The 17,701-nt window shown below is 72.7% G+C and carries 18 protein-coding genes; 13 read left to right on the forward strand and 5 right to left on the reverse strand.

Going from position 1 to position 17,701, the window contains the following annotated elements; translation table 11 throughout:
• Positions 1-10: 10 nt before the first annotated feature.
• The 5 genes from ACFC1F_RS01920 to ACFC1F_RS01940 all read left to right on the forward strand — a co-directional run bounded on the left by ACFC1F_RS01920 (position 11) and on the right by ACFC1F_RS01940 (position 4,228).
• Positions 11-925 (forward strand): F0F1 ATP synthase subunit gamma, encoded by a 915-nt coding sequence (locus ACFC1F_RS01920; RefSeq protein ID WP_376154971.1) that lies wholly within the window; start codon positions 11-13, stop codon positions 923-925.
• Positions 926-927: 2 nt separating this feature from the next.
• Positions 928-2,373, forward strand: a complete 1,446-nt coding sequence (atpD, locus tag ACFC1F_RS01925; protein ID WP_209411291.1) for a F0F1 ATP synthase subunit beta — start codon at positions 928-930, stop codon at positions 2,371-2,373.
• Positions 2,374-2,557: 184 nt separating this feature from the next.
• Positions 2,558-2,941 carry a F0F1 ATP synthase subunit epsilon gene (locus ACFC1F_RS01930; RefSeq protein ID WP_148642910.1) on the forward strand — a complete coding sequence of 128 codons (384 nt, stop codon included), beginning with the start codon at positions 2,558-2,560 and terminating at the stop codon, positions 2,939-2,941.
• Between the two features lie 145 nt (positions 2,942-3,086).
• Entirely contained in the window at positions 3,087-3,587 is a 501-nt protein-coding gene (locus tag ACFC1F_RS01935) for a DUF2550 domain-containing protein (RefSeq protein ID WP_148642909.1), read from the forward strand.
• Positions 3,588-3,655: 68 nt separating this feature from the next.
• Positions 3,656-4,228: a cob(I)yrinic acid a,c-diamide adenosyltransferase gene (locus tag ACFC1F_RS01940; RefSeq protein ID WP_148642908.1), complete on the forward strand. Its 573-nt coding sequence runs from the start codon at positions 3,656-3,658 to the stop codon at positions 4,226-4,228.
• A gap of 13 nt (positions 4,229-4,241) precedes the next feature.
• Here ACFC1F_RS01940 and ACFC1F_RS01945 read toward each other — a convergent pair whose 3' ends face one another.
• Positions 4,242-4,829 (reverse strand): hypothetical protein, encoded by a 588-nt coding sequence (locus ACFC1F_RS01945; RefSeq protein ID WP_376154973.1) that lies wholly within the window; start codon positions 4,827-4,829, stop codon positions 4,242-4,244.
• Between the two features lie 157 nt (positions 4,830-4,986).
• Here ACFC1F_RS01945 and ACFC1F_RS01950 point away from each other — a divergent pair, with 157 nt between their 5' ends.
• From ACFC1F_RS01950 to ACFC1F_RS01970, 5 genes are all read left to right on the forward strand, one after another.
• On the forward strand, positions 4,987-6,198 hold the full coding sequence (locus tag ACFC1F_RS01950; RefSeq protein ID WP_376154975.1) for a sensor histidine kinase: 1,212 nt from the start codon (positions 4,987-4,989) through the stop codon (positions 6,196-6,198).
• Positions 6,195-6,845 carry a response regulator transcription factor gene (locus ACFC1F_RS01955; protein WP_209411295.1) on the forward strand — a complete coding sequence of 217 codons (651 nt, stop codon included), beginning with the start codon at positions 6,195-6,197 and terminating at the stop codon, positions 6,843-6,845. The genes ACFC1F_RS01950 and ACFC1F_RS01955 overlap by 4 nt, the downstream gene beginning before the upstream one ends.
• A 175-nt stretch (positions 6,846-7,020) precedes the next feature.
• A complete protein-coding gene (locus tag ACFC1F_RS01960; RefSeq protein WP_209411296.1) occupies positions 7,021-7,890 on the forward strand; it encodes a 3-hydroxyacyl-CoA dehydrogenase family protein in 870 nt (289 codons plus the stop codon).
• Between the two features lie 371 nt (positions 7,891-8,261).
• Entirely contained in the window at positions 8,262-8,606 is a 345-nt protein-coding gene (locus ACFC1F_RS01965; protein ID WP_148642903.1) for an STAS domain-containing protein, read from the forward strand.
• A gap of 180 nt (positions 8,607-8,786) precedes the next feature.
• Positions 8,787-11,168, forward strand: coding sequence for an ATP-binding protein (locus ACFC1F_RS01970; RefSeq protein ID WP_376154976.1), 2,382 nt, complete (start codon positions 8,787-8,789; stop codon positions 11,166-11,168).
• 51 nt (positions 11,169-11,219) lie between these two features.
• Here ACFC1F_RS01970 and nucS read toward each other — a convergent pair whose 3' ends face one another.
• Entirely contained in the window at positions 11,220-11,879 is a 660-nt protein-coding gene (gene nucS, locus ACFC1F_RS01975) for an endonuclease NucS (RefSeq protein WP_209411298.1), read from the reverse strand.
• 486 nt (positions 11,880-12,365) lie between these two features.
• Here nucS and ACFC1F_RS01980 point away from each other — a divergent pair, with 486 nt between their 5' ends.
• Entirely contained in the window at positions 12,366-12,758 is a 393-nt protein-coding gene (locus ACFC1F_RS01980) for an SCO5389 family protein (RefSeq protein ID WP_148642900.1), read from the forward strand.
• Positions 12,759-12,862: 104 nt separating this feature from the next.
• On the opposite strand, the gene ACFC1F_RS01985 is transcribed toward ACFC1F_RS01980, so the two are convergent.
• The 3 genes from ACFC1F_RS01985 to ACFC1F_RS01995 form a co-directional block, all read right to left on the reverse strand.
• A complete protein-coding gene (locus tag ACFC1F_RS01985; RefSeq protein WP_376155037.1) occupies positions 12,863-14,011 on the reverse strand; it encodes an LLM class flavin-dependent oxidoreductase in 1,149 nt (382 codons plus the stop codon).
• Positions 14,012-14,703: 692 nt separating this feature from the next.
• A complete protein-coding gene (locus tag ACFC1F_RS01990) occupies positions 14,704-15,471 on the reverse strand; it encodes an ABC transporter permease subunit (RefSeq protein WP_376154978.1) in 768 nt (255 codons plus the stop codon).
• 1 nt (position 15,472) lies between these two features.
• On the reverse strand, positions 15,473-16,477 hold the full coding sequence (locus ACFC1F_RS01995) for an ABC transporter ATP-binding protein (protein WP_376154980.1): 1,005 nt from the start codon (positions 16,475-16,477) through the stop codon (positions 15,473-15,475).
• A gap of 92 nt (positions 16,478-16,569) precedes the next feature.
• Here ACFC1F_RS01995 and ACFC1F_RS02000 point away from each other — a divergent pair, with 92 nt between their 5' ends.
• Positions 16,570-17,364, forward strand: coding sequence for an alpha/beta fold hydrolase (locus tag ACFC1F_RS02000; RefSeq protein WP_376154982.1), 795 nt, complete (start codon positions 16,570-16,572; stop codon positions 17,362-17,364).
• A complete protein-coding gene (locus tag ACFC1F_RS02005) occupies positions 17,361-17,681 on the forward strand; it encodes a hypothetical protein (protein ID WP_209411306.1) in 321 nt (106 codons plus the stop codon). Before ACFC1F_RS02000 ends, ACFC1F_RS02005 begins: the two co-directional genes overlap by 4 nt.
• The last annotated feature ends 20 nt before the right edge of the window (positions 17,682-17,701 follow it).

A 17,701-nucleotide genomic window follows, 5' to 3' on the forward strand; every position in this document is an offset into this window, starting at 1 on the left:
GTAACGACCCATGGGAGCACAGCTTCGGGTCTACAAGCGCCGGATCCGCTCTGTCACCGCGACGAAGAAGATCACCAAGGCGATGGAGATGATCTCCGCGTCGCGCATCGTCAAGGCGCAGCGCGCGGTGGCCGCCTCCACTCCGTACGCCGATGAGCTCACCCGGGCGGTGACGGCGGTGGCCACCCGGTCCAACGCCAAGCACCCGCTCACCACCGAGAACCCGAACGCCACCCGGGCCGCCGTTCTGCTGATCACGGCGGACCGCGGTCTGGCGGGCGGCTACTCGACCAACGCCATCAAGCAGGCGCTCTCGCTCAGTGCGAAGCTCCGCGAAGAGGGCAAGGACGTGGTGACGTACATCGTCGGCCGCAAGGGCGTCTCGTACTACGGCTTCCGTGACCTCGCGGTCGCCGGCTCGTGGACGGGGTTCTCCGACAAGCCGACGTACGGCGACGCGAAGGCCGTGTCGGCCGACCTGATCGAGGCCTTCACGGCCGAGACGGGCGGCGTGGACGAGCTCCACCTGGTCTCGACCAAGTTCGAGTCGATGCTGACGCAGACGGCGGTCGACGCCAGGCTGCTGCCGCTGAAGCTCGACGAGGTCGAACTCAGCGACGAGTCGAAGGCCAAGAACGAGATCTTCCCGCTGTACGACTTCGAGCCGTCGGCGGAGGGCGTCCTCGACGCGCTGCTGCCGCGGTACGTCGAGAGCCGGATCTACAACGCGCTGCTGCAGTCGGCCGCCTCGGAGCACGCCGCTCGTCGGCGCGCGATGAAGAGCGCGACGGACAATGCCGGCGAGCTCATCAAGTCGCTCACGCGGCTTGCCAACTCGGCCCGTCAGGCCGAGATCACCCAGGAAATCAGCGAGATCGTCGGCGGTGCCAACGCCCTCGCCGACGCTAGCCGCGGGAGCGAATGAGAATGACCACCACTGTTGAGCCGACCACGGCGACGGGCCGCGTCGCGCGGGTCATCGGCCCGGTCGTCGACGTGGAGTTCCCCGTCGACGCGATTCCGGACATGTACAACGCCCTGCACGTCGAGGTGGACAACCCCGACGGCACGGGCAAGAAGACCCTGACCCTCGAGGTCGCCCAGCACCTCGGCGACGGCATGGTCCGCGGCATCTCGATGCAGCCGACCGACGGCCTGGTCCGTGGCGCGCAGGTCTCCGACACCGGTGCGGCCATCTCCGTGCCGGTCGGCCAGATCACCAAGGGCAAGGTCTTCAACGCCCTCGGTGACGTGCTGAACGTCGACAAGGACGAGTTCGAGTCCCAGGTCGAGGTCCGCTGGCCGATCCACCGCAAGGCCCCGGAGTTCAAGGACCTCGAGTCCAAGACCGAGATGTTCGAGACGGGCATCAAGGTCATCGACCTCCTCACCCCGTACGTCACCGGTGGCAAGATCGGTCTGTTCGGTGGTGCCGGTGTCGGCAAGACCGTTCTGATCCAGGAGATGATCTACCGCGTCGCCGAGAACTTCGGTGGTGTGTCGGTGTTCGCCGGCGTCGGCGAGCGCACCCGTGAGGGCAACGACCTCATCGACGAGATGGTCGACTCGGGCGTTCTGGACAAGACCGCGCTGGTCTTCGGCCAGATGGACGAGCCGCCGGGCACCCGTCTGCGCGTCGCGCTCTCCGCGCTGACCATGGCGGAGTACTTCCGTGACGTCGAGAAGCAGGACGTGCTCCTCTTCATCGACAACATCTTCCGGTTCACCCAGGCCGGTTCCGAGGTGTCGACCCTGCTCGGCCGTATGCCCTCCGCGGTGGGTTACCAGCCGAACCTGGCCGACGAGATGGGCCTCCTGCAGGAGCGCATCACCTCGACCCGTGGTCACTCGATCACCTCGATGCAGGCGATCTACGTCCCCGCGGACGACCTGACCGACCCGGCCCCGGCCACCACCTTCGCCCACCTGGACGCGACGACCGTTCTGTCGCGCCCGATCTCGGAGAAGGGCATCTACCCGGCCGTCGACCCGCTGGACTCCACGTCCCGCATCCTCGACCCGCGGTACATCGCGCAGACCCACTACGACACGGCCATCCGTATCAAGGGGATCCTGCAGAAGTACAAGGACCTCCAGGACATCATCGCGATCCTCGGTATCGACGAGCTGTCCGAGGAGGACAAGGTCACGGTCCACCGTGCCCGTCGCATCGAGCGCTTCCTCTCGCAGAACACCTACGTGGCGAAGCAGTTCACCGGTGTCGAGGGTTCGACCGTGCCGCTGTCCGAGACCATCGAGGCCTTCAACTCGATCGCGGACGGCAAGTACGACTCCGTTCCGGAGCAGGCCTTCTTCATGTGCGGTGGCATCGAGGACCTCGAGAAGAACGCCGCCGAGCTCGCGAAGAAGTAGTCGCGGCCGGTAGCAGCTGAGTGACCGTGAGGGGTGGGCCCCAGCCCTGGGACCCACCCCTCGCGTCGCATCGGCTGTGATTCCGGTCAAATCCGTGCCGCCGGTTTCATGCCGGGGGCGCGGGCCCGTTATTCTTACCGAAACTCCCGAGTAATCGGGGGTTGCATGAGCCTAGGAGCCCACGTTGGCTGAGCTGCACGTCGAGCTGGTCGCAGCCGACCGCAAGGTGTGGTCCGGTGCGGCCACCATCGTCGTCGCCCGTACGGCCTCCGGTGACACCGGCATCATGCCGGGCCACACCCCGGTGCTGAGCGTGCTGGAGACCGGTCCGGTCACCATCCGCACGGTGGACGGCGGCACCGTGATCGCCGCGGTGCACGGCGGCTTCATCTCCTTCGCCGACAACAAGCTGTCTCTGCTCGCGGAGATCGCCGAGCTGGCGGACGAGATCGACGTCGCGCGTGCCGAGCGTGCACTGGAGAAGGCGCAGTCGGACCTGGACGAGCACGCCGAGCGACGCGCCGAGGTGCGTCTGTTCGCGGCGCGCGGTCTCAAGGCCCACGCCTGAGTGCGCCAGACCCTCTAGCGGGGTCGACCGACGGTCCCGGGGACGCGCGAGCGTGACCCCGGGACTGTCGTATCAGTTGGTAGGTCAATGCGGTCGCTTGATACGACCGATACGGGGAACGCGGGTAGCGAGGAGGTAGGTGAGCATGGTCCTCGCCCTTGTGGTGTGTGCGGCGGTCGTGGCCGCTGGTGTGATCGGCCTGGTCGCGTTCGCGGTACGGCGCCGTGTGATCCAGCGGGTCGGCGGCACGTTCGACTGCAGCTACCGGCTCAAAATGCCCGCCGACGCCTCGACGCAGCCCGACCTCGACGAGAACGGCAAACCCACCTCGGCCCCGGTCCCCCAGACCGACGGCAAGGGGTGGGTTTTTGGTATCGGCCGCTACAGCGGTGACTCGATCGAGTGGTTCCGGGTCTTCTCGTACGCCCCGCGCCCGCGCCGGGTGCTGCCCCGCCGGGAGATCGAGGTGCTCGGCCGGCGCTACCCCGAGGGGCAGGAGGAGCTGGCACTGCTCTCCGGCTCGGTCGTCCTGAGGTGCCTGCACAACGGCGCCCCGCTGGAGCTGGCGATGAGCGAGGACGCGCTGACCGGCTTCCTCGCCTGGCTGGAGGCGGCGCCCCCCGGTCAGAGGGTCAACGTCGCGTAGCGACGAGACCCCCGGCCGAGGCCGGGGGAGGGTTAACGTCGCCTAACCGCTTGGCTACGCTGGGCCCCATGGTCAATCTGACGCGCATCTACACCCGTACCGGCGACGACGGCACCACCGCGCTCGGTGACATGAGTCGTACGACCAAGACCGATCCGCGCCTGGTCGCGTACGCCGACACCAACGAGGCGAACGCCGCGATCGGCGTGGCGATCGCCGTCGGCGGGCTGGCGGAGGACGTCGCCGCGGTGCTCACCCGGGTGCAGAACGACCTCTTCGACGTCGGCGCCGACCTGGCCACCCCGGTGGTGGAGGACCCGAAGTACCCGCCGCTGCGGGTGCTGCAGTCCTACATCGACAGGCTGGAGGAGGACTGCGACCACTTCCTGGAGTCGCTGGAGAAGCTGCGCAGCTTCATCCTGCCCGGCGGCACCGCCGGCGCCGCCCACCTGCACCTGGCCTGCACGGTGGTGCGCCGGGCCGAGCGGGCCACCTGGGCCGCCATCGAGGAGCACGGGGAGAGCGTCAACCCGCTGACCGCCAAGTACCTGAACCGGCTCTCCGACCTGCTGTTCATCCTGGCCCGGACGGCCAACAAGGAGCGGGGCGACGTGCTCTGGGTGCCGGGCGAGAACCGCTGACCCCGGCGGGGGCCTACTGCCGCGGGATCGTCCAGCCGACCACGCGGCCGTCCTCGACGATCGCGCCGGCCGGCGCCTCCTTCGGCCAGAGCGAGTAGCAGGCCGCCACGATCACGTTGATCGCGGCCGTGATGCCCAGCCGCGCGTACCAGCCGGTGAAGTCGGAGAAGTGCGCGGCGCCGGCGGAGAGCGGCACCAGGGCGGTGATCAGGCCCAGCGTGATGGCGGCCGAGACCACCGTCCGCCCGCAGATCCGCCACTCGTGGCGGGTCCGCTCGGGGCCGTACTGGGGGGACCGCACCGGCTTGGGCCCGCCGGCGAAGCGGTACCGGAAGTGCCGGTCGGCCCAGCGGACCAGCGACGGCCCGTAGCCGATCGAGAAGCCCGCGTAGCCCGCGGCCAGCGCGTGCGTCCAGCTCGCGGTGGCGCCGCCGCGCAGGTCGAGCACGGTGAGGGCGAACAGGGTGAGGTCGACGACCGGCAGCCCGACCAGCAGCACGGTGCTCACCCGGCGCCACCGCAGCAGGTACCGGGTGGCCAGGCCGAGCCCGAGGAGGATCCAGAAGGCGGCCTCGGCGGCGAGGACGAGGGTGACGATCATGGTGGGCTCCGCGGCTCTCGGTGACCCCTCCAGCGTTCCCGACGAGCGCGCGGGCGTCGTCGTCGCGGGAGCCGAACCGGGCCTGCACCTTTCGATGTACGGGGGATCCTCCCCGCACCGGAGCCGCCGGCCCCGCCGGGGATGATCTGATGGGGCCGTGCGCAGACCCACACTCACCCCGCGGCAGGAGGACCGGGCGATCGCGCTCTTCGGGCTGCTCGGGGGGCTGCTGCTGATCGCCCTGAAGGTGTACGACGGCTCGGGTCACATCCCCCGCTGGATGGCCCTACCGCCGCTGCTGGTGATGGCCTCGCTGGAGCTGGTCCGCCGGAACAGGCCGGTTCTCATCGCCACGGTCGGCGGGATCGCCTTCGCGGTCAGCATCTTCAGCGGGGCGCTCCTGGCGACCACCCTGATGTACACCGACCTGCTGTACGCCGCGGTGCTCTACGGCAGTCCGAGGATGTCGCGGGTGCTGCACCTGACCGGCGCCGGCTCGGTGCTGGTGCTCTCGACCCTGGTGCTGGTCTTCAGCGACGCCCCGACGGCGGTGGCCGTCGTGGTGCTGACCACGCTGGTCTACCTGGCGCCGGTGTGGACCGGGGACATCGTGCGCAAGCACCGTCAGGAGGCGGAGACCCAGCGGTTGCGGGCCGAACAGACCGCGCTGCTCTCCGAGCTGGACCGGCGCGAGGCGGTCGTCGCCGAACGGGCCAGGATGGCCCGGGAGTTGCACGACGTGGTGGCCAACCACCTGTCGGCGATCGCGATCCACGCCACCGGCGCCCAGTCGGTGGCCCGCCGCCAGCGGCGGTCGGAGGACGACCCGCTGGTGGAGGTGCTGGCGGTGATCCGGGAGAACAGCGTCCAGGGGCTGGCCGAAATGCGCCGGATGATCGGCCTGTTGCGGGACAGCGGCGGGGGAGAGGCCGACGAGTCGTACGCCGCGCCCGACCTGGGCGCGGTCGACGCGCTGCTCGCCCAGGCCCGCGCGGCCGGGCAGGACGTCGGGCTGGACTTCGAGCTCACCGAGAGCGGTGACCGCGGGGAGCTGCCGGTGCCGGTCGGCCTGGCGGCGTACCGGATCGTCCAGGAGTCGCTGACCAACGCGCTCAAGCACGCCGGCCCGGGCCGCGTCCGGGTGCTGCTGGAGTACTGCCCCCAGGAGGTGCGGATCGCGGTGGAGAGCCCGTACCGCACCGGGGCCGGCCAGGCCCTGCCGGGGGCCCGGGCGGGCATGGTGGGCATGCGGGAGCGGGCCGCGCTGCTGGGCGGCGACTTCACGGCCGGGCCGGAGGGGAAGTTCTGGGCCGTGCGCGCGGTGCTGCCGCGGGCCCTGGTGACCGAGGCGGGAGAGGGACGGGCATGACGATCAGGGTGCTGGTGGCGGAGGACCAGGCGGCGGTCAGGGCCGCGCTGGTGATGATCCTGCGGGCGGAGCCGGACCTGGAGGTGGTCGGGCAGGCCGCGGACGGCGAGGAGGCGGTGCGGCTGGCCCTGGAGCTGCGGCCCGACGTCGTCCTGATGGACGTCCAGATGCCCCGGCTGGACGGCGTCTCGGCGACCCGCCAGGTGGTGGCCGCCGGGGCCGCCCAGGTGCTCGTGCTGACCACCTTCGACCTGGACGAGTACGTCTACGGTGCGCTGCGGGCCGGCGCGGCCGGGTTCCTGCTGAAGGACCTGGAGGCGGACACCCTGGTCGAGGGCATCCGCACGGTGGCGCGCGGGGACGGCATGCTGGCGCCCTCGGTGACCAGGCGGCTGATCGGCTCCTTCGCGCGCCCGGAGCGGACCGTCGGGCCGGACGTCCGGACGGCGGTGGCCGGGCTCACCCCGCGCGAGCGGGAGGTGCTGGCCTGCCTCGGGGCCGGGCTCTCCAACGGCGAGATCGCCGGGCGGCTGGAGATGGCGGAGGCGACCACCAAGACCCACGTCAGCCGGATCCTCGCCAAGCTGCGGCTGCGCAGCCGGGTGCAGGCGGCGATCCTGGCCCAGGACCTCGGCATCACCCTCTGACCACCCGGCCCGCCCGGCCGGTTCGGTCGCAGATCACACTCTCGGATGGCACCACGGGCGCGTGAAGGGCATTAGAGTCCGGCGCAGAGCGACGCGGCTCAAGCGGGTGACCCCTGCCCTGAGCCGCCTTCAGGGCCCGCCCGCCGGGCGGCGACGGCATCCGGGAGACCAAGCCATGAGCAACGCGTCCAGCCAGCAGATCGCCGTGATCGGCGCCGGCCTGATGGGGGCCGGCATCGCCCAGGTCTCCGCCCAGGCGGGGCACCCGGTGGTGCTGCGGGACGTCACCGAGGAGGCGCTGCAGCGCGGGCTCGCGGGCATCCGCGCCTCGTACGAGAAGTTCGTCTCCAAGGGCCGGCTGACCGCCGAGGACGCCGAGGCGGCGCTCGGCCGGATCACCACCACCACCGACCTGGGCGCGGTCGCCGAGGCCGACATCGTGGTCGAGGCGGTCTTCGAGCAGCTGGACGTCAAGGAGGGCGTCTTCCGCGAGCTCGACAAGATCGCCAAGGACGGCGCGGTGCTGGCCTCCAACACCTCCGCCATCCCGATCACCCGGATCGCGGCCGCCACCGGCCGCCCCGAGTCGGTCGTCGGCGTGCACTTCTTCTCGCCGGTGCCGCTGATGAAGCTGGTCGAGCTGGTCCGCGGCTACAAGACCAGCGACGAGACCCTGGCCACCGCCCGCGCCTTCGCCGAGGGCGTCGGCAAGGACGTCGTCGTGGTCAACCGCGACGTGGCCGGCTTCGTCACCACCCGCCTGATCACCGCGCTGGTCGTCGAGGCCGCCAAGCTCTACGAGTCGGGCGTCGCCACCGCCGAGGACATCGACACCGCCTGCCGGCTCGGTTTCGGCCACCCGATGGGCCCGCTGGAGACCGCCGACCTGACCGGCGTCGACATCCTGCTGCACGCCGCCCGGAACATCTACGACGAGACCCAGGACGAGAAGTTCGCCGCGCCGGAGATCATGGCGCGCATGGTGACCGCCGGTGACCTGGGCCGCAAGAGCGGCCGGGGCTTCTACCCGTACCCGGGCAAGTGACCCACGAAGGCGTGTGACCAGGCGGGCCGTGCGATCGGAGAATCGTACGGCCCGCCGCGCCGGGGGCGGGTGAGTTTCCTCACGCCGGGTGCCGCAGACGGGTGATTTGGGCGGTAATCGAGCGTAGGTATGGAGAGTTCCTGCGTATATTCCCTCGGACGAGTGAAGTTGCTTCAGATCTGGCCGGAACCAGCAACCTGCGGACCTGGTTCACCGTCAGATGAGGGGGAGCCCGGCCCACGCTGACGTTGCTGCGGCCGGGCCCGGGCGCGGGGCTTCAGGCCCGCCCGGATGGACACCCGCTCCCGGGCCCGGCGCGGCCGGGGCGGGACGAACCCGTACCAGTGACCCGCCAGGCGGAGGAGGAGACCATGCGCATCACGGGCGACCACGCGGCGCTGGCCATCGAAGGCCGCCTCGACGTGCGCACCGCCGCCGACGCGCGGGTCCGGCTGCACCAGGCCGTCGACGGCGGGCGGGGCGACCTCGTCCTCGACCTCGCCCGGCTGGAGTTCTGGGACGCCACCGGCCTCGGCGTGATCATGGGAACGCACCGGCGGGCCGGCCGGATCGGCCGCCGGCTGGTGCTGCGCTCCGTTCCCGCCCAGCTCCAGCGGCTGCTGGTGGCCACCCGGCTGCACCGCATCCTCGCCGTCGAGGGCGTCGTCGCCGAGCCCCGCGGAGCCACCCTGCCCGTCCTCGGGCCCGCGCTCTGACCCACCGTTCCCCGTCGTGGGGTGGGTCCGCGCTGCGCGCGCGGAGGCGGATGTGCAAGAGTCTGCCGTCAGAAACACGGCCGTCGGGCCCGGTTCCGGCTCGTCCGGACCATGGCCGGGGGGATCCCAGCCCGGGCGCGGCCGTGCGAAGTCGTCGGCAGAGCAGGGGCGGAGCAGATCGTGGGACAGCCATCCGGGGAGTTCCGGCAGGAGGCCGTTCGCACCCGGGGTGGTGAACTGGTCTCCGGCGGCCTGTTGGTGACCGTCGGCACCCCTGACGGCTCCGAGGTGCGCCCCTGCCCCGAGGAGTGGCGGCCCCGCCCCCGCCGGATCGAGCGCACCGAACCCGCGCGCGGGCCCGTCGGCGGCCCGGGCCGCGCGGTCGGCCCGCTCGCCCTCGGCGCCGGGCCCGCGGACCTCCCGCTGCTCGACCGCGAGGCCGACATCGCCCAACTGCTCGGCCTGCTCGCCGAGGGTCGCTCGATACGTCTGGTCGGCCAGGCCGGCTCCGGGCGCAGCGCCCTGCTGTCCGCCGTCGCCGAAGCGGCCGGCGACCTCGCCCCCGGCGGCGTCGTCCAGCTCTGCGGCCACCGCCGCACCGCGGCCGACCTCCTCCAGGACCTCTTCGCTGCCACCCACCAGGCTCCCGGCTTCCGCCCCGACCCCGGGCAGCTTGCCGAGCACCTCGGCCGGGTCGGCGCGATCGTGGTGATCGACGAGGTCGAGCCGGCCGGCCCCGAGCTGGAGGACCTGCTCGCCGCCGCCCCCGACTGCGCCTTCCTGATCTCCGTCGCCCCCGACAGCCCGCCGCTGCCCGCCGACTCCCGGCTCCGGGACCACCTCGTCGCCGGCCTCTCCCGCCCCGCCTCGCTCGTCCTCGCGGCCCGGCTGGCCGGCCGCCCGCTCGACGCCGCCGAGAAGGCCTGGGCCGTCGACCTCTGGTTCGAGTCCGAGGGGCTGCCGCTGCGCTTCGTCCAGGCCGCCGCGCTGCTGCGGCAGCGGGACGTCGCGGTGGACGCGCTGGTGGCCGCCGAGGAGGACCGCCTCGGCGTCTTCGGCGCCGTCGAGGAGCCCTCGCACGACCCCGACCCGGCGGTCCGCGAGGCCGAGCTGCGCGGGACCGTGCCGCTGCCGTCCGTCGCCGAGAGCGCCTCGCCCGCCGTCCGGCTCGCCGAGGGCCTGAGCGAGCCCGCCCAGGCCGTGCTGCGGCTCGCCGTGGCGCTCGGCGGCGAGTGCCCGACCGCCCCGCACCTGCCGGCGCTGATCGACGTCGGCCAGGGCGAGAGCGCCCTGCACGAACTCGCCGACGCCGGGCTCGCGGTGTCCATCGGCGGCCACCACCGGCTCACCGCGGGCGCGCTCGACCTGCTGGCCCCGCAGTGGCCGGCCCGCGGCAGCATCGACGGCGCCGCCCAGCACTTCGCCTGGTGGGTCGGGCACAGCTCGGTCTCCACCGAGCAGATCGCGGCCGAGGCCGAGGTGGTGCTCGGCGTGCTGCTGGCCGACCGGACCGCCGGCCGGCACGCCTCCGTCGTCCGGCTGGCCAGGGCCGCCGCCCCGGCGCTGGCCCTGGCGCTGCGCTGGGGGGCCTGGGAGCGTGCCCTGCTGCTCGGCCTGGAGGCCGCACGGCAGACCGGCTCGCGGGCCGACGAGGCCTGGTTCCACCACGAGTTGGGCGTGTACGCGATCTGCGTCCAGCAGTCCGGCCGGGCGATCGCCGAACTGGAGTCCGCGCTGACCCTGCGGGCCGCGCTCGGCGAACCGCGCGGGGCGGCCGGCGCCCGCCGGATGCTCGACCTGCTGCGCGCCGACGGCCGGCAGCTGCCCGCCGCGGCAGCCGGTCCGGCGCCCGTGCGCCGGCCCGTCATCCGGGCGATCGCCCAGGTGCCGTGGCGGTTCCGGACCACCCCCGGCACGGGACCCAACCGCCGCACGGTCGTCGCCGCCTCGGCGGCGGTGCTCGCGCTCGGCGTGCTCGGCACGGCGGTCGCGATGAGCGTCGCCGGTCCGGACGAGCACCGGAGCACCGACCCGCACAGCAGGTCCGACGACGGCACCGGCGTGCCCGCGGGCCTGCCGACGCCCCGGTCGAGCGTCAGCCCGTCGGCGACGGCCACGGGTGGCACGGAGAGCCCGGACGGCTCCCCGGAGGCGGCCGGGACCGCCCCGGAGCCCTCGTCGAGCAGCAGCGGGGCGTCGCACTCGCCGTCCGCGTCGAAGAAGCCGAGCAAGTCGCCGAGCGCCGGTGAGTCCGCCTCGCAGCCGCCGTCCCCGAACCAGTCGCAGCCCCCGGCGGGCGGCGCGGGCGGCGGCGCGGGTGGTGGCGCGGGCGGCGGTGCGGGCGGTAACCCGCCGCCGGCCGGTTCGGGTGGCGGCTCCGGGTCGGGCTCCGGGTCGGGCTCGGGCGGTTCCAACGGGGGCGCGGCGGCCGGCGGCTCCTCCGGGGGCACCACGCCGACCCCCTCGCCGTCCACGACGGCCACCCACTCCTCGCCTCCCGGCACGCCCTCGCCGACCCCGACGCCGACGGGCTCGGCGACCACGACGCCGCCCGCGTCCTAGGGCGCAGACGGCGTGGTCACCGCTCCCCGGAGGCCCGGGGAGCGGTGCGGGTCAGAACAGCTTCAGCTTGTCGTCGTCGATGCCGCGCAGCTCGTCGTAGTCGAGCACCACGCAGCCGATGCCCCGGTCGGTGGCCAGGACGCGGGCCTGGGGCTTGATCTCCTGCGCGGCGAAGACGCCCTTCACCGGGGCGAGCAGCGGGTCCCGGTTGAGCAGTTCCAGGTAGCGGGTGAGCTGCTCGACGCCGTCGATCTCGCCGCGGCGCTTGATCTCGACGGCGACCGTCGCGCCGTCGGAGTCGCGGCAGAGGATGTCGACCGGGCCGATCGCGGTCGGGTACTCGCGGCGGATCAGGGACCAGCCGGCGCCGAGTACCTCCATCCGGTCCGCCAGCAGCTCCTGGAGGTGTGCCTCGACACCGTCCTTGATCAGGCCGGGGTCGACGCCGAGCTCGTGGGAGGAGTCGTGCTGCACCTCCTCCAGTGTGATGATGAGCTTCTCGCCGGCCTTGTTCACCACCGTCCAGACCCCCTCGTCCTCCTTGAGGACGCACGGCGGGGACATCCAGTTGAGGGGCTTGTAGGCGCGGTCGTCGGCGTGGATGCTGACGCTGCCGTCGGCCTTGACCAGGATGAGCCTGGTGGCGGAGGGCAGATGGGCGGAGAGCCGACCGGCATAGTCGACTGAGCAGCGGGCAATTACGAGACGCACGGTCGACCACGCTAGCCCACCGGGGCCAGTTGATGCGATTCCGCGACGACCGGGTGAAGAATCCGCGAACCCCGCGAACATGGAGGTTCGGCGATCCGGCGAACGCCTGTCGGCCCCCTGGCGCCCACACCCCAAGGCCGCTACGGTGTGTGACGGCGTGCTCGCAGGAGCGCTGTCAACGGGGACGGAGACTTCAGATGAACGATCCAACGTGATCCGGCCAATCTGGTGCACCGGGGCGTATTTCCGGAGTAATCCGAAGGAATCACCGGCCGGGCCCTCCGTTGACTGCCACGCTGTTCTGAGCGGCCGGCGCCCCCGACACGTCCCTCGACACGTCCTCGGCGCCGACGCCTTCGCACGGTGCCGGAAACAGTCGTCCGACGGCGTTCCGGACATCACGCGCGATTCGCCCACCCTCACCCTCAGCTTGGACTACGCATCACCACCCGGGCGCCGCGCGGGTGGACCGCGAGAGGAGAATCCATGTCGCTCGACGTCTCACCGGCCCTGCTGGAGAAGGCCGAGCGGGGCGAGGTCGACGAGCGGGAATTCGTCGACTGCGTCCGCGTCTCCCTGCCGTACGCCTGGGAGCTGATCAGTTCGCTGGTCGCCCAGGCGAAGGTCGACGGCACCGACTTCGCAGACAACCACGTACCGCCGCCCAGCGAGCAGGCCCGCGGCCAGCTCCTCCGGGCCCTCGCCAGCGACGCCATCCGGGGTGCGCTGCAGCGCCACTTCGGTGTCCGGCTGGCCTTCCAGAACTGCCACCGGGTGGCGGTGTTCCTGCCGTCGGGCCCCAACGAGGCGCGGTTCGAGCGCTTCACGTCCGTCCGGGAGCAGCTGCTCAACCAGTCCGAGGAACTCCGGGACTGCTGACCCGTCGTCGGACAGCGCCTCCCCGGCGCCGGCACGCCACCGGGCCGCCCGCCCCCGCCGAGGGGGAGGGGCGGCCCGGGCCGTCCGCCGGCCGGAGGGGGGTCTCAGCCCAGCTGCGGCAGTACCTCGGAGCCGAGCCGGGCGATGTTGTGCAGGGTGGCCTCGCGGTCGCCGCTGCCCTCGGCGAGGAGGGCGAAGCGGCGGATGCCGGTCCGCTCGGCGGTGGCCAGCAGTCGGTCCGCGCACTGCTTCGGCGTGCCCACCGCGTGCAGGTCGCAGAGGAGTTCGGTGTACTGGTGCGGGTCGCGCATCTTGCGCTCCCGGCCGTCCACCGTGCGGTGCGCGCCGAGCCCGTACTCGAACCAGCCGGGCATCGCCCGCAGCAGGGTGGCCCGGGCCTGCGAGGTGCGGTCGTCCACCTGTGCCACGCCGGCCGCGACGTGCTGGCGGGTCACCCGGCGCAGCTGCTCCTCGCCGCGTCCCGCGGCCAGCCAGGCCGTCCGGTAGAGCTCCAGCATCCGGAGCTTGTCGTCGTCGCCGGAGTGCATGCCGAGCAGCATCGGCAGCCCGCGTTCGGCGGCCAGCCGCACCCCGCCGGGCGAGGTGCACGCGACCACGACCGGCGGGCCGGCCACCGGCCGCCCCGCGGGGTTGAGTTCGTCACCTGCCCCGTCGGCGTCCTTGCGCTGACGGGGGAAGCGCAGCAGCCCGGACTGGTCGCCGAGGCCGAGCCAGGTGCCGAGTTCGGGCGTGCGCGCGGGCTCGCTCGCGCGTGGCACCACGGCCACCTCCGGGAAACTGAACTGCGGGCCGTCCGCGCCGACCCGGGAGCCGCGCAGCCACCGCAGCAGCAGGTCGAGCCGCTCGGGAAAGCCCTGCTCGAAGGCGTCCACGCCGCTGCCGAACACCTCCAGGTCGATCCAGGGCCCGCCGCGGCCGACCCCGAGCGTGAACCGCCCGCCCGAGGTGAGGTGCAGCAGCGCGGCCTGCTCGCCGAGGGCCACCGGGTGGGCGGTGGAGAGCACGCTGACCGCCGTGCCGACGCCGATCCGGCGGGTGCGGCCGAGCAGCATCGCGGCGAGGGTGGCGGCGTTCGGACAGACGCCGTACGGGACGAAGTGGTGCTCGGCCAGCCAGACGCTGTCCAGGCCCGCCCGCTCGGCCTCCACGGCGGCCCGGACGGTACGGTCCAGGGCCTCGGCGTGGGTCTGCCCGGGGAACTGCGCCGAGAGCAGGAAGGCGCCGACCCGCACCGGCGCGGTCTCCGCGGGCAGCGAGCCGGACGGCGTCGCGGCGGGCAGCGGAGTGCCCGCGGCGGCGGTCACGGGACCGGCGGCGGCCAGTGCCCGGGCGGGCTCCGGGGTCCGGATCCCGGAGGGCCGGCGGGTCTCGGCTCGGGCGCTGGTCTTGGTCATCCTTGGGCCTCCTCGGGTGCGCGCAGGGTTTGCGGCCCCCGCCTGTCCCCATGTGAGTAACCGATGTCATGTGCCAATGGCACGCCGAACCACGAATTTCGCGGAAGATCGGGTGGATATCACCGGAAACCCCGAAGCGCCGGACAGTGGCGTGATAGGGGAGCTGGGGATGAGTCGCACGGCCTACGCTGGAGGCCCGATCCCCCGTAGAGAGGTAGCCCGACGTGTCGCCCCGCCGCAACCGGATCAAGAGCGCCGCCGACCGCGAGCAGGCCGAGCCGGCCGCCGCCCCGCTCGGCGGCTCGCTGCGCCGCACCGAGAGCTACCAGGGTGACGAATGGGTCGTGCAGACGGTGGCCGGCACGGCCGGGCGGTTCTACCGGTGCCCGGGCTGCGACCAGGAGATCCCGCCGGGCGTCGGACACGTGGTGGCCTGGCCGATGCACGGCGCCGGGGTGGACGACCGGCGTCACTGGCACCGCGCCTGCTGGGGCGCCAGGGAGCGCCGCGCCTCCAACCTCCAGCGCGGGTCAGGCGTCGCGGTTCTTCAGGACCATCGCCCCGCCGACCAGGGCGGCCAGGGTCCAGGTCAGGCAGATGCCGAAGCCGGCCCAGGGGCCGTACGGCTGGCCGTGCTGCTCGTACACCAGGAGCATCCGCGAGCCCGCGTAGTCCGGGAAGTAGTGCGCCAGCGTCTTGACCTTCGGCACCGCGGAGAGGATCGGCGAGAGCAGGAAGAAGAACGGCACCAGCACGCCGAGCGCCAGCGTCTGGTTGTGCAGCATCGCGGTGACGCCGGCCGAGAAGAGGCAGAGCATCGTCAGGTAGAGCGCGGCGCCGAACACCGCACGCAGCACGTGCGGTTCGGAGATGCCGGTGGAGTGGTCGCCGAGCAGCGACTGGCCGACGAAGAACGTGACGAACGCGGTGACCAGGGACACCGCGAAGGCCAGTGCGCCGAGCACCACCGCCTTGCCGGTCAGCAGCGTGCCGCGCTGCGGGACGGCCGCCAGGGAGACCCGGATCATCCCGCTGCTGTACTCGTTGCCGACGGCGAGCACGCCGAAGACGATGATGGCCAGTTCGCCCAGCATGATGCCGGAGAACGCCGTCCCGGTGGCGTCGAACGGGGTTTCCTCGTTGCCGCGGAACTCGTTGAAGTTGTTGTTGGTGAGCAGGGAGAGCAGGGCCCCGACACCGAGGGTGACGACGAAGGCCAGGGCGAGCGTCCAGACCGTCGAGCGGACGCTGCGGATCTTCGTCCACTCGGAGCGCAGGACCGCCGGGAAGGACGCCATCTCAGTTCTCCTCCGTGCCGCTGGCCGCCGGCTGCCGAGCCGAGCCGCCCTGCCAGGTGGCGCCCCAGGCACCGGGTGCGCCGGCCGCGTCGCGACCCTCGCCGGCCCCGGCGTGGTACTCCACCGAGTCGGCCGTCATCTGCATGAACGCCTCTTCCAGCGAGGCCTGTTGGGGGCTCAGCTCGTGCAGCACCACGCCGTGGGCGGCGGCCAGCTCCCCGAGCTCGGCGAGGTCGCCGTCGACCACCTCGTACGAACCGTCCGGGCCGGGTTCGTGCCGGACCCCGGAGCGGGCCAGCACGTCCAGCAGCCGCTCGGGGTGCGGGGTGCGCAGCCGGACGGCGGAGCGCGAGTTGTGCCGGATGAACTCGGCCATCGGCATGTCGGCGAGCAGCCGGCCCTTGCCGATGACGACCAGATGGTCGGCGGTGACGGCCATCTCGCTCATCAGGTGGGAGGAGACGAAGACGGTCCGGCCCTCGGCGGCGAGGCGCTTCATCAGGTTGCGGATCCAGAGGATGCCCTCCGGGTCGAGCCCGTTGACCGGCTCGTCGAACATGACGATCTCGGGGTCGCCGAGCAGGGCGGAGGCGATGCCGAGCCGCTGGCCCATGCCGAGCGAGAAGCCGCGGGCGCGCTTGCGGGCGACCGCGGTGAGGCCGACCAGGGAGAGGGCCTCGTCCACCCGGGAGGTGGGGATCCGGTTGCTCTGGGCGAGCCAGAGCAGGTGGTCGCGGGCGCTGCGGCCGGGGTGGACGGCCTTGGCCTCCAGCAGCGCGCCGATGTACTTGAGCGGCTCGCTGAGCTGCCCGTACCTCTTCCCGTCGATGGTGACGCGCCCGGCGGTGGGCCGGTCCAGGTCGAGGATCATGCGCATGGTGGTGGACTTGCCAGCGCCGTTGGGGCCGAGGAAGCCGGTGACCACGCCCTGCGGCACCTGGAAGCTCAGCCGGTCGACGGCGAGGGTCTTGCCGTAACGTTTCGTCAGGTCGTGCAACTCGATCATTCGCGCTCCCTTACTCTCCGTCAGGCTATGACAAAGCGGACAGGGTGGCCCGCTGAGTGGGCCCGCCGGGCGCACCGGAATACGGTGGGCCCATGACCCAGCCCCCCTCCGCAGTGTCGGTCCGCGAGAGCGGTACCGGAACACCCCTCGTGCTGTTGCACTCCTTCCCGCTCGACGCCTCGATGTGGTCCGCGCAACTGGACGCCCTGCCCGGGCCCACCGGCCACGGGGCCCGGGTGCTCGCCCCCGACCAGCGCGGCTTCGGCGGTACCGAGCTGGGCACCGACGAGCCCTCGCTGGACGCGCTCGCCGACGACGTCGCCCTGCTGCTGGACGCGGCCGGGATCGGGCGGGCGGTGCTCGTCGGCCTCTCGATGGGCGGCTACGTGGCGCTGGCGTTCGCCCGCCGCCACCCGGACCGGCTGGCCGGACTGCTGCTGGCCAACACCAAGGCCACCGCCGACACCGACGCGGCCCGGGCCAACCGGGAGCGGATCGCCGCCGCGGTGCTGGCCCGCGACAGCGTCCAGCTGCTGCTGGACGAGAAGGTGGCGGCCGGCCAGCTCGGGCCGGACTCCGGGCACCTGGTCGACCGGGTGCAGGGGATGATCGCCGCGGCGTCACCCGCGGCGGTGGCCTGGGCGCAGCGGGCGATGGCGGCCCGGCCGGAGACCCTGGACGTACTGGCCGGGCTGCGGGTGCCGACGGCGGTGGTGGCGGGGGCGCAGGACGGTCTGATCCCGCTCTCGGAGGCCGAGCTGATGGTGCGGGCGAGCCCGGACGCCGAGCTGACCGTGCTCCCGGGCGTGGGCCACCTGAGCGCGCTGGAGGCACCGGAGGAGTTCAACGCCGCCGTCGGCCGGCTGCTGGAGCGGGTGGCCGGATGAGCGAGCGGAAGGCGGACCAGGGCAGTTGGGACTTCTCGGCGCTGGAGGTCACCGGCCGGATGCCCGTCACCAACCGCGGTGAGGGCCTGGTCGAGCTGACGCTGGAGCCGCTGGGCGAGGACTACTGGCTGAAGCCGGGGGAGACGTTCATCGTCACCTCGTACGGGGACTACGGCTCCGGGCACCCCTTCGAGGTGCAGTACTGGCCGGACTCGGTCTCGGTCTGGTGCACCTCGTGGTTCGGCACCGTCTCGGACGACGACGGCAACCAGCTGAGCTGTGGCCACCAGCGGCCGGACGGGGCCTACCCGCGCTGAACGCTAGGGACAGCACGACG

Source organism: Kitasatospora sp. NPDC056181, from assembly GCF_042266225.1.
In the GTDB taxonomy this organism is placed as follows: Bacteria; Actinomycetota; Actinomycetes; order Streptomycetales; family Streptomycetaceae; genus Kitasatospora.

Bases quoted from the DNA above. Each gene is read 5' to 3' on its own strand.
- ACFC1F_RS02005 (WP_209411306.1), top strand. From the start codon at position 17,361: ATGAGCGAGCGGAAGGCGGACCAGGGCAGTTGGGACTTCTCGGCGCTG.
- atpD (WP_209411291.1), top strand. From the start codon at position 928: ATGACCACCACTGTTGAGCCGACCACGGCGACGGGCCGCGTCGCGCGG.
- ACFC1F_RS01990 (WP_376154978.1), bottom strand. From the start codon at position 15,471: ATGGCGTCCTTCCCGGCGGTCCTGCGCTCCGAGTGGACGAAGATCCGC.
- ACFC1F_RS02000 (WP_376154982.1), top strand. From the start codon at position 16,570: ATGACCCAGCCCCCCTCCGCAGTGTCGGTCCGCGAGAGCGGTACCGGA.
- ACFC1F_RS01980 (WP_148642900.1), top strand. From the start codon at position 12,366: ATGTCGCTCGACGTCTCACCGGCCCTGCTGGAGAAGGCCGAGCGGGGC.
- ACFC1F_RS01965 (WP_148642903.1), top strand. From the start codon at position 8,262: ATGCGCATCACGGGCGACCACGCGGCGCTGGCCATCGAAGGCCGCCTC.
- ACFC1F_RS01960 (WP_209411296.1), top strand. From the start codon at position 7,021: ATGAGCAACGCGTCCAGCCAGCAGATCGCCGTGATCGGCGCCGGCCTG.
- ACFC1F_RS01995 (WP_376154980.1), bottom strand. From the start codon at position 16,477: ATGATCGAGTTGCACGACCTGACGAAACGTTACGGCAAGACCCTCGCC.
- ACFC1F_RS01945 (WP_376154973.1), bottom strand. From the start codon at position 4,829: ATGATCGTCACCCTCGTCCTCGCCGCCGAGGCCGCCTTCTGGATCCTC.
- ACFC1F_RS01935 (WP_148642909.1), top strand. From the start codon at position 3,087: ATGGTCCTCGCCCTTGTGGTGTGTGCGGCGGTCGTGGCCGCTGGTGTG.
- ACFC1F_RS01920 (WP_376154971.1), top strand. From the start codon at position 11: ATGGGAGCACAGCTTCGGGTCTACAAGCGCCGGATCCGCTCTGTCACC.
- ACFC1F_RS01955 (WP_209411295.1), top strand. From the start codon at position 6,195: ATGACGATCAGGGTGCTGGTGGCGGAGGACCAGGCGGCGGTCAGGGCC.
- ACFC1F_RS01940 (WP_148642908.1), top strand. From the start codon at position 3,656: ATGGTCAATCTGACGCGCATCTACACCCGTACCGGCGACGACGGCACC.